This window comes from Solibacillus cecembensis (genome assembly GCF_050272495.1).
GTDB lineage: Bacteria > Bacillota > Bacilli > Bacillales_A > Planococcaceae > Solibacillus > Solibacillus cecembensis.
The window spans coordinates 143,906-157,636 of the sequence record NZ_JBNNMF010000007.1; the positions used below are offsets into that span (position 1 = coordinate 143,906).

Annotated in this window: 11 protein-coding genes and 1 pseudogene; 3 read left to right on the forward strand and 9 right to left on the reverse strand. The window is 30.3% G+C overall.

Annotated features, from left to right (window positions below):
• From ACQKIH_RS08350 to ACQKIH_RS08375, 6 genes are all read right to left on the reverse strand, one after another.
• Positions 1 to 325: hypothetical protein (locus ACQKIH_RS08350; protein WP_427764974.1), on the reverse strand; the 325-nt coding region annotated here is incomplete at its 3' end.
• Positions 326 to 353: 28 nt separating this feature from the next.
• Positions 354 to 2,480, reverse strand: a complete 2,127-nt coding sequence (locus ACQKIH_RS08355; RefSeq protein WP_057985310.1) for a peptidase domain-containing ABC transporter — start codon at positions 2,478 to 2,480, stop codon at positions 354 to 356.
• A gap of 54 nt (positions 2,481 to 2,534) precedes the next feature.
• Entirely contained in the window at positions 2,535 to 3,254 is a 720-nt protein-coding gene (locus ACQKIH_RS08360; protein WP_057985308.1) for a flavodoxin family protein, read from the reverse strand.
• Positions 3,255 to 3,272: 18 nt separating this feature from the next.
• Positions 3,273 to 6,377, reverse strand: a complete 3,105-nt coding sequence (locus ACQKIH_RS08365; RefSeq protein ID WP_427764978.1) for a type 2 lanthipeptide synthetase LanM family protein — start codon at positions 6,375 to 6,377, stop codon at positions 3,273 to 3,275.
• Between the two features lie 74 nt (positions 6,378 to 6,451).
• The gene (locus ACQKIH_RS08370; protein ID WP_057985304.1) at positions 6,452 to 6,730 is read right to left on the reverse strand and encodes a mersacidin family lantibiotic; all 279 of its coding nucleotides are present in this window, start codon (positions 6,728 to 6,730) and stop codon (positions 6,452 to 6,454) included.
• Positions 6,731 to 6,820: 90 nt separating this feature from the next.
• A complete protein-coding gene (locus ACQKIH_RS08375; protein ID WP_057985302.1) occupies positions 6,821 to 7,078 on the reverse strand; it encodes a mersacidin/lichenicidin family type 2 lantibiotic in 258 nt (85 codons plus the stop codon).
• A gap of 763 nt (positions 7,079 to 7,841) precedes the next feature.
• On the opposite strand from ACQKIH_RS08375, the gene comX reads away from it, so the two are divergent.
• The 3 genes from comX to ACQKIH_RS08390 are packed head-to-tail and all read left to right on the forward strand — an operon-like array spanning position 7,842 to position 11,020.
• Positions 7,842 to 8,000 (forward strand): competence pheromone ComX, encoded by a 159-nt coding sequence (gene comX, locus ACQKIH_RS08380; RefSeq protein WP_083493658.1) that lies wholly within the window; start codon positions 7,842 to 7,844, stop codon positions 7,998 to 8,000.
• 47 nt (positions 8,001 to 8,047) lie between these two features.
• The gene (locus ACQKIH_RS08385) at positions 8,048 to 10,342 is read left to right on the forward strand and encodes a sensor histidine kinase (protein ID WP_427764981.1); all 2,295 of its coding nucleotides are present in this window, start codon (positions 8,048 to 8,050) and stop codon (positions 10,340 to 10,342) included.
• 15 nt (positions 10,343 to 10,357) lie between these two features.
• Positions 10,358 to 11,020 carry a response regulator transcription factor gene (locus ACQKIH_RS08390; protein WP_057985298.1) on the forward strand — a complete coding sequence of 221 codons (663 nt, stop codon included), beginning with the start codon at positions 10,358 to 10,360 and terminating at the stop codon, positions 11,018 to 11,020.
• 200 nt (positions 11,021 to 11,220) lie between these two features.
• On the opposite strand, the gene ACQKIH_RS08395 is transcribed toward ACQKIH_RS08390, so the two are convergent.
• The 3 genes and pseudogenes from ACQKIH_RS08395 to ACQKIH_RS08405 all read right to left on the reverse strand — a co-directional run bounded on the left by ACQKIH_RS08395 (position 11,221) and on the right by ACQKIH_RS08405 (position 13,629).
• Positions 11,221 to 11,907 (reverse strand): DUF3169 family protein, encoded by a 687-nt coding sequence (locus tag ACQKIH_RS08395; RefSeq protein ID WP_057985296.1) that lies wholly within the window; start codon positions 11,905 to 11,907, stop codon positions 11,221 to 11,223.
• Positions 11,907 to 12,110 (reverse strand): helix-turn-helix transcriptional regulator, encoded by a 204-nt coding sequence (locus ACQKIH_RS08400; RefSeq protein ID WP_057985294.1) that lies wholly within the window; start codon positions 12,108 to 12,110, stop codon positions 11,907 to 11,909. The genes ACQKIH_RS08395 and ACQKIH_RS08400 overlap by 1 nt, the downstream gene beginning before the upstream one ends.
• 163 nt (positions 12,111 to 12,273) lie before the next feature.
• Positions 12,274 to 13,629 (reverse strand): annotated as a pseudogene (locus ACQKIH_RS08405) (transposase).
• Positions 13,630 to 13,731: the final 102 nt, after the last annotated feature.

A 13,731-nucleotide genomic window follows, 5' to 3' on the forward strand; every position in this document is an offset into this window, starting at 1 on the left:
TAATTTTAGTATTTGTCCCTTCCTCTATTGTGAACACTTTACTTGGCGGCATTACATTTGGAGTATCAAAGCTACCAACAATTTGGTTTGCTGTAAGAGTTTCTAATCCTTCCATTGCCCCCTCAATTTGATAAAGTCCAATTTCCTCAACTGCATAATTAATTGATAAATTTAATCGTTTAACTTCATCTAAAAAAATAGCAGTATTTTCTGTAGTGTCTAGCATAATGTTTAATTTTTCAACATTATTAGCAGCAGCCTTATTAGGATAAAAAATAAAAAGTGTTAAGAATATAATTAACCCAAGTTTATATAAATTTTTCATCTATTCTCTCCCATTTCTCAATTAACACTTATATTGCTTTTTTATATAATCTATAGTATTCGCCTTCTTGCTCAATTAGTTGTTCATGGGTGCCTTGTTCGATTAATTTGCCTTGTGCTAAGACATATATTTGGTCTGCATTTTTAATACTGCTCAATCGGTGGGCTACTATAATACATGTGTTTGTTAAGTTTTTAATTTCTACTTCAATTTTGCTCTCAGAAACTGCGTCAAGTGCACTCGTAGCTTCATCAAAAATTAGAATTGGTTTAGGTTGTAAAAAACTCCTAGCCAATTGTAAACGCTGCCTTTGCCCTCCCGAGAAGTTATTTCCGTTTTCAGTTATTATTGTTTCGAATTTCATTGGCAAATTAGATATATCTTTTAAAATATTGGCTTTGTAACACGCCTCTAATAATTCTTGTTCTGTGAATTTATCTAAATGAATCGTTAGGTTCTCTCTAATTGTCTTATTCAACAACGTGGATTCTTGTAGAACTGAACCTATCTGTTTACGGAGGTAGGAGATATCATATTCTTTTATATTTCTATCATCAAACAATACCTTCCCTTCGGTAGGTTCATAAAGACCTAAAATAAGTCTTAATAGAGTGCTTTTCCCAGAACCGGATTCACCGACTATTGCTATAGTTTCCCCTGGATTGATTTTTAAATTGATATTATTTATAATATTGTTTCCATATTTACTATAACTAAATGAAACATTCTTAAGCTCTATTCGCCCTTTTAGTTTCATTTTTTTTGTATCATAAAATCTCTCTTTTTCGGGAGAAGAATATATTACATCTTCGATTCTTCTTAAATAAGATTTGACCGTAAAAAATTGTGAGTAACTATTACTTAGTGAAATTATTGGAGTAATAAAAGTAGTAGCAATAGTACCAAATGCTACTAGTGTCCCTACAGTAAGCTCTTGATTTGCTACATAATAACTACCAATACCGTAGATGAAAAGTGGCACTATAAATTGAATAGAGCCTGTTAAAGATTGAATTACACCATTCCATAAGTTTAAATTAAAGCTATCTTTCAATTGCCTTTGGAATAAATTCCTCCAATCTCCTAAAAAATTAGATTCCATTCCAAAAATTTTAATATCTAAAATGCCATTGATACTTTCTGCTGTAACAGCTTGTACCTTTGACTGACTGCTTATGTTCTTCTCATTAAGTTTTTTTAGAATTTTACCGTTAAATAACATGATTATCATAATTAAAGTAGCTATCAGTAACAAATATAAGCTTAATGCCTTTGAATAATTCATCATAATTATCGTATAAGTTAGTATCATTAAAATATCAATTACTATTGTTATTGACGTTGTAGATAGCATTTGTCGAATATAAATATTCGAGTTTGCACGAAAAATTAAATCTCCTGATTTACGGTTTTCGAAAAAGTTTATCGGTAAATTAAATAGACGTTTCATAAACAAATTCATAATCGCACTGTCCATATTTTTCTGCAATATTGATATCATCCAACTTCTTAAGATAGAAGTTACTAAATATGAGCTAACTAATATTGCAATGAAAATTATTAAAATATTCGACTGAATCGCATTTTTCTCAATTAAATAATTATCTGTAATCCATTTAGTCCCTAAAGGCATAGAGATTGAAAAAACTTGCATCGTAAGTGTTACTAACAAAATTGTCAGTAATAACTTTTTTTGATTGAGGACTATTTTCCATAACTTCGATTCCTTCTTTTCTACCCTATTTTGGGAGATAGGTGCTTTAAAATACATTAAGAAATTACTGTACTTTTCTGAAAAATCTTCTAAGGTTAATCTTATTCGACCTTCTGCAGGGTCTATTAACGTAAAAAAATTACCATTTATTTTTTCTAGAATGACAAAATGCTTTTTTTCCCAAGATATAATCGCAGGTAGCATATCTGTTTTAATTTGTTCTGAGCTAATGTTATAAGCTTTGGCGTGTAAATCATATTCTGCAGCCAAATTATAAATGTTTTGAAATGTCATTCCCTCTTTTGTGGAACCATAATGTTCTCGAAGCATTTGAAGCGTACAAGGAATGTTATAGTAACCCATTATCATCGCTAAACAAGCTAATGCACACTCACTATTTTCCATTTGTTCAATATAAGTTAATTTGTTTCTAAATATCATCATACTGCCCTCATTATTAGTGAATACTTTGGTTTATTAATATGGATTTTATATCTAATTTTTCAAAATCCCTTTTTTTACTTCTATATATTCTTGTAGATTTTCACATTCAAACATTCCGTTCTCATGCCAATATTTTGGTTCAGCAAAGCTTCTAGGAAGTGTTGCATACATTTTTTTATAATGTTGAAAACTCCTTTCTACTCGCTCATCCACTTCAATTTCATAGTTCCCCATTACATAATTAAAGATTTCCTCGGCTAAATTTTCAACGTAAATCTGTGACAAAGGGCTAGTACTAGTTACATTTAATTTATCAATTATATTCAAACCCATAATGCCAAAAACTTTTTCCATATAGTCAGAAACAAATGTAACTCCATTTGAATCAGCAACTGCTAGAACAACGCCTGATTTTCCAGCTAATTTAAACAAATGTCCCCAATAAGATAACCTTTCAACTACAGCTTTCATATCTGCTGAAACATTATGTGAGTAAACAGGGCTAGCAAATATAATAAAGTCTGCTTCTTCTAATTTTTCTTTTAATAGTTTACTATCATCTATATTTTGTTGTTCGATAGGACATGTACCATGAGTAAAGCAACTTTTACAACCTGTTGCGGATTTTATTTTTAATTCATTAGGTGTGTAAAGTTCAACATCAAAAGAACCTGGGAATTTCATTTCTAAAGCGGCTAAAATTTTCCTTGTTTGAATTAAAGTGTTGGAGCTCACGTTACGTGAGCCAACATATGCAAAAATTTTTTTCATCTAGTCATCCTCCAAAATTTACTTCAGCCTTAAAACTGAATTTATTCCTTGAGGGTTAATTAGTCTTAAGAAGATATAACCTATACCACTAATTCCATTAAAGAGACTAATTGATTGGAATCCATCGAAAGATTTAATATTATAATTTTTATGTTCTCTGTAATTCTCCAAAATACTCAAACCTATCTCTAATGCCTGATGATAGAATTCCTCATTACCATTGTATTTAAATAATTCGATAAAATAATCAACAAGAGCAGCATTGCCATGGCATAAACAATCTTGACTAAGGCCTGTAACTTCAGCTAATAGTTTAATAGTGTTTTCAATATCATTGTTTATTAATGTATTATTTTCTAAATAGTCGGCAATATTTAATCTACTACAACCAATTCCAACCGTTCCGTTACACCAGAAGTGGTTAACTTCATCATTTTTAGAACGATTGTCTAACCAACCTTTTAATTTACTATCAAATAATTGATTTTCTTCTTCAACTAATTTAAGTCCTTGTTGAATTAAGCTATCTTGTTCTGCCAATTTCCCTAATTTGATAAATGTTGTTGCTAATCCACTAAAACCATGCGACAATCCACCAAGTGTTAGTTCTTTAAACTTCGAATTTTTTAGAATATCATTTGCGTATTGTAATGCAATATTGATATATTCACTGTCACCATTCACTTCGAAGGCATGAATTAACATTTCAATCACACTGCTACTCCCGTGTAACCAATCAATATGCTCATTTGGTGTTTCTAAAGCTTTTTCAATAAGCGTTGTAGCTTCCTGAAGTGCTTGTTTAAATTTCCGATTCGGACCATCTTTTAAGAATGTAGTTGCAGGGTAAATTAATGAAGCAAAGCCTAAAAAACCAGAATTATATTTTGAGTATCTAGCTTTTTTTAAAGCCATATTAAATGTGTAATCGCGATATTTTTTATAATTATTTTCGTTGGTCTCTTTATATAGGTAATGATAAAATAAAGAGATACCTCCTAAACCAGAATATAAATCTCCAGATAGTGTTCCAATATCCCATTTATTTATTTCATCTTGATTAGCCGTAATCCATGTCATGGTTTTACTTGCATCATCTATAATCGCTGAATTAGTTAAATCATCACCTATTTTCATTGCTTCTGATAAAAATATTTTATTAAGCTCCGATTTAGAAGGTAATATTTTTTCTTGCAAACTATAACTATTTAAACTCTTTTCTTCAAAATGCCCTGTTTTAATCTTTATCACGGATAATTGTTTATCAATATATTCTTGAGATAAATTTTCGAATTTCACTCGAACTCTGTCATAACCGGTCTCATTTAATAAATTCGTGTATTGCTTACCTCTACTATCATAAATATCTTTACTTGTCGTTTTAGTAAAGAAAATTGGAATATCTCCGCTTAAAATATCTAAATATTCTGATTTAATTAAAGACTTTTCTTTGAAATTATACGCCCATAAATTTTCAATTATTTGTTCGTAGTAATAATAATCTCTCATATAGTCTGGGTGTAACGTATTTTGCAGTAATTGCGCATAAACAAATGTGTTTCGTAGAATAATTCGAATTTCCAGATTACTAAATCGTTGAATTACCCCGTCATTTCCCAAGAATTCGTCCTTATGTTTTAAAAACACAAACATAGTATTTTCAAAACCTCTTAGTATATCGATAATATATTTTTGATAATCAACAATTTGATCATTTAAGAATGTCTGGTTATTCGATGCAGCTATTTTTAAATTATCCAATTCATAGCGCATATTGTCAGTGAATAAATTTGTAGGTTTAAATCCTTTTTTTGTTAAGGTTTGCTCTCCACCCGATAGAGCACTCATTTCAATAACATCGCCTTCTTCATTATGCAGTATTTTTTGTGGCAATAATAAAGTACCACTCACAAAATCTACTAACTGGTAATTCGCTGTTAAATCAGCATCATGAGAAAAATCTCTTGTAACGGGAGTTTGGAATAACGTTTCTAAGTCAACAATCATAGGATACTCACCGTGTGCAATTAAATTTTCCATATGCAAATCATTGCCATTCAACATATGCATTACTGCTAATAACTGACCAAACCGTTCATAATAAGCTGTAACTTGCTTCTCATCTTTACAACTCTTTTGTTCAATAAAAAACTCGAAACAATACTCATCTCTAATTAAGGCTTTAATCGGTAATAAATCTAATAAGTTTTTTTCAATATTCAATCTTTCAATTACAGAATTATACGCTGTGATAACTTTTAAATTTTTAGGCTTATAAACTAATTTATTATTTGAGTTTAGTGTAATTATTACAACTGATTTCCCATTTTGATGAGTATCTCCTTCTCCAAATGAAAATCCTTTAACCATAATAGTCTCTAACTCAAAGATTGATTTCAAATCTTCTTTATCTTGATCAATTCTATAGAGTAATTCCTTAGTATTCATAATAAATAATTTTGTATCACGAACTAGAATTTTTGTAAGTACTGCATATTCTTTATAAAAATTATATAAATTTTCAATTTCGCTTTTTAAAATGATAAAATCCTTAAATCTTTCCTCGGGTGTTTCTCCTTTTAATTCTCCTTTTAATTTTGATATATTAAGCTCGAGTACGAAGGACTTTAGAACATTATTTAAAAGCATATCGGATAGTTTAGTATATATATCAATCCTTGCTGCTTCTGAAATAAAATCATGTTTTTCTAAAATTGGACCTAATTTTAATGCCGCATATTCAATAAAAGGTCGAATAAGATATCCATATCCAATTTTAGGGTCATAATTTTCAATGCCATCATTAGCTAATTCAAAGATTTCCGTAAGTTCAATGAACCAGTCTTCCAATTTTACTATCTCTTTATATCCAGAGTTAAATTGGTATGTATCCTCTTTTATAGCGTTAGAAAAGGTTTTTACATCGTATTTCAATTCAGACATAATATCTTTATATAATTCTTCTTTTAGAACCGATTTACGATTTATCCATTCATTTAATGAAGTTTCTTCAAAAGTTAGATTATCTTCCATATCTTTCAAATAGTTATAGCGTTGTTTTATAGTTAAAGCTTTAATAAAATCTTGTGGTTTTACATTTATTTTCTTATCTAGTTTCTTCATTAAACTCACCTTACTTTCTGAATAATAGTAAAAGCTCCTCTTAATAAAGAGCAGCTTTTACTTTCTATTTCCCCTTAATCTCTACAGTTAGCCACTGCAGAAGCCACGAATGATACAACTGCTGAAGCTGCCGCACCTGATACTGCCCAAGATACTTGAGCACAAGGAACCGATGAAAAAGTAGGAGTTGCTGGGGTTGCTTGTGGTTCTACCTGACCATTCCCACCTGAAATATATTCCATTTCAACTGTTGATAATTCATGAAAACTTGAGCCTGCTGGATGACTTAATAAATTTAAATCACGCTCTTTAGGGTTTTTCCAAGAATTAATAATTTCATTTGTACTTTCCATTATAAAAACCTCCTATGTTGTAATATAACAATAATGTGAAAATTTAATTGATAGAACTTCTTATTTACCCAAAATGACACTGATTGTTAATTAAATACAATCTTTCGTGTAAGACACTAATCCTGAAACAGCTGAAACTGCTCCACCCCATGAAATTGCTGGTGTGGCAGGAGTTAATGTTGTTAAAAGAGGAGTAGCCTGCGTTTCTACTTCCCCGTTTCCACCTGCAATGAACATCATTTCCTGCTCATTTAATTCATGAAAACCTGTACCTGATGGATGTGATGTCATTACTTGATTGCGCTTTTTTGGATTTTTCCAAGCTTGAATGATTTCTTGATTACTCATGTTTATCTCCTCCGGTATTGTGATTTACAGAACAAATATTAATGTTAGATAATGTGTTTTGCTCTGATAACTATATTATTTCATCACTTTGATAATATTTCACCGAAAATAGGATTGCGGTATTTCGCAAGAATACTGCGGTATTTTTCTGTCTACTTCGTTCCAATTAATACCGAAGTGTGATAAATGAGGATTATTCTTTAGAGGATAAATGATTTGTATTCGTTATAGATTTATAGACATTTTTTAAGTTACCTCTAATGGAATTAACGAGAAGATTTGTAATGTTGATTAAAAACGATACATTAACGTAGCACCTATCCAAACTATAATAAAAGCTATATCGTTCATGTACCTTACAACAATTAAATGAACTTAATGTTTTAGAGGCTATAGTCTCCAAATTTATTGGAATTTAATGATTGCAGGAGTTGTTTATAGAGGGAATAGTGTTTACAATCTAAAAGCAAGAACGGGAACGAATGGGGAATACTGGATAACCTTATCATTCAGTAGAAAGATTTTTCTTTACGTCAATACCCGTATCCAATTACTTTTGTCACGTTAAAAAAGTATACACACAGACTTATTATTTTGAAATTATTTACTTTAATGATATATTCTATGAGGATAATGATGTATTATAATGTTACTATGCATCTATAGTATTTAAATATATGGAACTTTGATGTGTTGACTATTTCAACACATCAAATCCATTTATTTCAATATACATTAGGAAAATAAATTTGGAGGTAAATTTATGCAAAAAATCATTAGTTATTTAGTTGAAAACCATGGAATTTTAGACTTATTAAAAGAGGGGAAGGTATCGTTAATAGGGGTATCTAATGAAGAAGTTACAGCTATTTTAGATGCTTTTGAAATTGATATCACAAGTAAATTATATTTATGGAAATAAACAGATATTTATTTAACTGTATTATGAATTTTGATTAGGAGAAAATCATGAAGGGACGTTTATTAGACTTTATTAGCGCATCTTTAATTACTCTATCAATTATTATAACTATATATTTCGTGATAAATATCATCATATACCCATTAATAGGTATTGAAGTTAATAAAGTAGATAATAAATATTTTATAAGCAATATTTATGAAAACGGTTGGGCTAACAATGTATCTATTTACAACGGTGACGAAGTATTAAAAGTTGATGGTCAATCTGCTAAGGATAATTTTATAGTTAATAAATTTAATCGAGTAGAAATGGCGCATGTCTTAGTTATTTCCCATAATAATCAAAAAGTAGAATTCGCTACTTCCTATAAAGATATCAGCTTAAAACATGAAATCTTTATTATTACATCTATATTATTTAATTTAATAGTAATTTCATTAGCAATTTTTTTATACATAAAGGCGGAAAAGTCGATATCGGTTCGTATTCTAATATATTTTTTACTAACAATTGGATTATGTTACATTAGCTCCTCGATATCAGCTCGTGGTGACATTATTGGGCGCATAATTAATACGATTACATTACCTTTACTTTTAATATTTTTCATCCATTTTTTATCGAGTATTTTCAATTCTTCAGAATTGAAAATTATTACAGCTATACGACTTAAATTTATATATATTAGTTATTTTATTTTGCAATTCTTTTTGGGGTTGGCATTTTTTCTTCCTGTATCAATTCCAAGCGAATCAATTCAACTATTATACTTTTCTGTTTTATTATTTTTAATATTAGCGGATATTATAAATTATTTTTTTAAAAATAGAAATTCTAATAATATTCACTTGATAAAACTACTGCTAACAACATTAGCTATTTCATGTATACCATTTACATTATTTTATGCATTGCCTACTATTGTTATAGATAAACCGATTTTAAGTGCTGAGTTTTCGAGCTTTTTTATTATCCTAATACCTATATTTTTAATATACACTCAAATTTCCAATAAAATAATTGACATTAATTTTCATATTAACAAATTAAAATATTTTATTTCTTTAGCTTTCCCATTTTCAATTCTTACTACGCTGAGTATTGGATGGGTTTTTAATCAAAATATTTTTGATATCTATTTTAATTTTAAAGTTATTTTAATATTTATTTTAATTGTTCTTTTATTATATCTTAAAGACTTTATAGATTTAAAAGTGAGTCCACACTTATTCTCAGATAAAAATGAATTCGGCATAAGTCTTTATCTATTTTTTCAAAGGGCTAGATATAAAACTAATGTTGAGAGCCTTATTTCTTATATAAAAGAAGAAATTGAAAAAGTTATTACCGTATCTAATGTTCAATATATTCGAATAAATAAATGCGAGAATACAGGACTTTGGAATATGATTGATACCTCTTCCTCAAAAAATACTGAATTTTCAAGTCACATAAATTGGGATTATTATGCCGGTGGTTCGATGTTTGAATGCTCAGATATATTCGGTATCATAATAGGAGAAACTAATAAATCGAGAGATTTAATTTATAGTAGTGATAAGGTAACTAAATTAAATCCACAAGAAAAAATGTGGCTAGAGTCACTCGCATATGTATCAAGTATTTTAATAGAAAATATTTCACTAATGGAAGACTTAATAAAGAAGGTTACCTATTATGAACAAAGTCATCTTGAAGAAATGCATTCTTCAAAGTGGTTTTCAAGATTATTATTTAACATTACTGAAAAAGAGAGAATAAAGCTTTCTAGTGATCTTCATGACTCAATCTTACAAGAAGATTTAAAAATGATTCGCAATATTGATCGTATTCTTGCTAAATCAAATAATCCATTAATGGATTATGAGCTTAATAAGATAAAAGAATCAATCATTGATAATGTCCATTTATTAAGGGAAACATGTAATAATTTACGCCCACAATTTTTAAACGAACATGGTTTAGCAAAAGCTATTGAACACTTAATTAATACCTATAAACTACAGGCTAACTTTAGAATTTACTACAATAGTTCAATTGGTATTTTGAAAATTTCTCATGAATATGAAATTTCTATTTATAGAGTAATTCAGGAACTTTTAAATAATGCATATAAACACTCTGAAGCAACTGAATTAAATCTATCCTTATATATTGAAAATGATAAATTGGTTATACTTTATGACGATGATGGAAAAGGCTTGGAAAAAAGTAAAGTTTTCAATAATGATTCCAATATGGGCTTACTAAGTATACGTGAGCGTGTACTTAGTTTAAATGGCAGTTTTGAAATTAATTCATCTTTACAGCAGGGCCTTCATATTTGTATCCTTATTTAAGGAGTTAGGTTAATAATGTTAAAAATTCTAATTGTAGACGATCATCCCGCTATTCGTGCAGGGACAAAAACCATTTTAGAAGAAGCAGATTTTAGAGTTGAGGCCTATGAAGATATTAATAAAATCCTACAAGCTGCCTCTTCAAAAGAATTTGATTTATATCTAATAGATTTATATATGCCTGGAATAGATGGATTAACACTTACAAAGAAAATTTTAAACTATAATGCAGATGCAAAAATTCTAATATATACAGGATTTGACTTAAATACTCATTATAATATTATTTTAGATGCTGGTGCCAGTGGCTTTGTTAGTAAACTAGCTAGTTCAGATCAATTAATTACTTCTATCTACTGTGCTTTACGAGAGGAAATTGTAATCCCTATACAACTTTTAAACCAGTTAAGACAAATCGAAATAAAATCCACTATAGATGGAAATTTAGACTCACAAGAAATTATGACACTAACTCGAAAAGAGCAAGAAATTCTTCGTTATGTTTCCCAGGGATTCACAAATAAAAAGATTGCTGACACATTATATATGAGTCAACGTACAGTTGAATATAACTTAACAAAAATATTTTCAAAGTTAAAAGTTCACTCTCGGGCTGAAGCACTTTCTGTTGCCACTAAACAAGGGTTAATATTAATGGAAACCACTATCACATACTAATTTATATATTGTAAAAAAAGTAAATTGCTTCAGCTAAAACCTTTAGCTGGAGCAATTTTAATCTTTAAATCCAACTATTCATATATGCTAAAAGGCCTAATACCGCCCCAACTCCCCCTCCTATTGAAATGTAAAGCCACTTATTAACTTTCCTCATTTTATTTACCGACATACTATCTATCCCCTTTCATATTTTATATTTAATCTTCAACTTTCATTCCTTTTGTGTAAGCAATTTGCATAAATAAAAGAATCAGCCCGATACCTATAACCGGAAAAGTCTGACTCTCTTTTAAAACTACTGAGTAGATAAGAAGAATTAACATTAGAGTCACCAAAGCCACTTGTGTATAAAAATTAAGATTATATAATGTTTTTAACATCTGCGCTTTTTCGCCATCATCATTACAATTAAATAAGTCTTCATGATAAGTTTTAGATTTAGGATCAGGTATTTTAAACCCTGGCCTAACTTTTTCTGTTAACGAATAACTCTTAGAAATATAATATAAGATTATTAAAAGTAAAATGAAAGAAATCAGAGATACCATTGGTTCTGTTTCAAGCAACAAACTAACCCCAAGTAGGAAAGTAGTAAATGCAATTGTTGCTGCGGCTCGCAGTACTTGCTCAAGTTTATAATAGACTTTCTCAATGTAAATCATAGTTGTATCTAAATCTCTATCTTCCTTTATTGGCTTTGATTTTATATTATTGAACATCATCGTGGTTAATAAAATTAAAACTAAAACTAAAATGTTTGTTAATGACAACCAAATATATTCAATATTAGTTACATTATTTCTCCATTCAACCTTACTGATAAATTGATATATTAAAAATATTAAACCTACTAAAAAAAATAAAGTACTTTTCCCAACCTTCACTAATAATCACCCTCTTCAAAAATAAAAATATCTTCTATTGACTCATTAAAAATTTTAGCTATTCGTGCAGCAATAATTAAAGATGGAATATACTCCACTCTTTCTATTTGACTAACTGTCTGACGGGAAATTTTAGCGAGTTTGGCAAGTTCAGTTTGGTTAAGGCCATGTCTTGCTCTTAATTCTTTTAATCGATTCCTCATTCGCCACCTCCTATTTTAAATGTACATTATTAATTACAAAATGACAAGTAATAAAGTCATTTTGTAACCAAATACTGAATATTACCTACTTGAATCAATTTCATAAATCATCTTTTTTAAGAGCTTAGACTTCTCCTGTGTGAAAACTTACGTTTTAAAAAAATTATGCAGCTTCGTTCTGTATTTGTAATAAGGCATTCATTCGATCCACCGCCAATTTACAGGCATTATAAATAAACGTCACCAGGTTGAAATGTAGTTTTGCTTTTTTACCTGTTCGGTGACGGATGTTATTTAATTGAAAGTATTGTTTTAAATAGGCGTTGACGCGTTCTACTGCAGTACGTTCTTTATAAAGTTTCTTCCATAATTCTGAGCCACGCGCTGGATATGTGTATTTCCGAATATCTGATTCACACTTGATTTTAAACACCTTTTGACAAAGTGAGTCCTCTCGTAATGGACACGTTTCACATTCTTTCGGGCGTGTAAATTTTAATGTACGGTATTTTTCATCGAAGCTGTCGTAACAGTAGCTATGCTCACGTACACAAGTTGGGCGAAAATGTTCATCAAATCCGATCGTTTCACCTTCATTTCGAACATTGTATGGAATCACGACACGCATCGTTTGCGCTAGTGCTTGTTTATAGATTGGTTCATAATCATAACCTGCATCAAATAGTGCTGTTGTAAACTGTTTTGGCATGATGGCATCGATCTTTTTCAGCAGTGGAATCGCCGCTTTACTGTCAGATAAATTACCCGACGACATGAGGCGAGCTACAATATATTGGCTTTTTGATGAGACAGCTAGATGTCCCTTAAAGCCGTACCAGAACGTATTTTTACCGTCACTATTTTTCTTGATGCCCCAATTCGGCTCAATCGGTATGTCCTGCCAAAGTGTTTCAGCTGGAATCGACAACTGCGCCTCCAATTTCTTTTCGTAGGTTGTTAAATTCGCTTCGATTTCTGCTTGTTCGGCGAGCCAAGTTGCCTGTTCTTCTTTTGTTTTCCGTCCACGTTTTTTCGGTGGCTTGGCTTCTTTTTACTCAGAAGGTTTCGCTGCATCACGTGATTCGAAATGTGTGGCATCGATGGCAAGATGTTCATCACAAAGAAAACCTTCTAAAAATGCAGTTTGAATCAGTTCATCCTGCATTTTATCAAGCACATTAGACTGACTAATCACACGAATCATACGAGAATATGTAGCCTCAGAAGGGACTGAATCTGAGACAAGAAACCCGCAGTCCAAACAGAATAAAGGATCGTTGACTAAACGTTTTATTAAATCCTTTACCGTTGGGATACGTTCTACAATACGAATAATCAATGATTGAATCATCGCACCGTAGTTACATTCACGTGGAGGTCCACGCAGCGACTTTTTCGAAAAGAGTTGAAAGATTGGTTGTACGTCGAAAGTGGCAAAAATCGCGTCAAATCGGTGCGAACTTTCCATTTCGTATAATTCTTGGATGCCAAAAAGGCTAATTTGTTTTACAATAGTCATAGGGCATTCACCTCTTGGTTAATTTGGTTTCGTCGCTTAAATTATACCAAATTGGGGAGGTGCCCTTTTTTTATTGATTGAAAGCCCTTGATACCGAAGGGA

What these genes read in the sequence shown, in the direction of transcription:
- ACQKIH_RS08400 (WP_057985294.1), bottom strand. Translation starts at nt 12,110, where the DNA reads ATGAGGAATCGATTAAAAGAATTAAGAGCAAGACATGGCCTTAACCAA.
- ACQKIH_RS08355 (WP_057985310.1), bottom strand. Translation starts at nt 2,480, where the DNA reads ATGATATTTAGAAACAAATTAACTTATATTGAACAAATGGAAAATAGT.
- ACQKIH_RS08365 (WP_427764978.1), bottom strand. Translation starts at nt 6,377, where the DNA reads ATGAAGAAACTAGATAAGAAAATAAATGTAAAACCACAAGATTTTATT.
- ACQKIH_RS08385 (WP_427764981.1), top strand. Translation starts at nt 8,048, where the DNA reads ATGAAGGGACGTTTATTAGACTTTATTAGCGCATCTTTAATTACTCTA.
- ACQKIH_RS08375 (WP_057985302.1), bottom strand. Translation starts at nt 7,078, where the DNA reads ATGAGTAATCAAGAAATCATTCAAGCTTGGAAAAATCCAAAAAAGCGC.
- ACQKIH_RS08360 (WP_057985308.1), bottom strand. Translation starts at nt 3,254, where the DNA reads ATGAAAAAAATTTTTGCATATGTTGGCTCACGTAACGTGAGCTCCAAC.
- ACQKIH_RS08390 (WP_057985298.1), top strand. Translation starts at nt 10,358, where the DNA reads ATGTTAAAAATTCTAATTGTAGACGATCATCCCGCTATTCGTGCAGGG.
- comX (WP_083493658.1), top strand. Translation starts at nt 7,842, where the DNA reads ATGCAAAAAATCATTAGTTATTTAGTTGAAAACCATGGAATTTTAGAC.
- ACQKIH_RS08370 (WP_057985304.1), bottom strand. Translation starts at nt 6,730, where the DNA reads ATGGAAAGTACAAATGAAATTATTAATTCTTGGAAAAACCCTAAAGAG.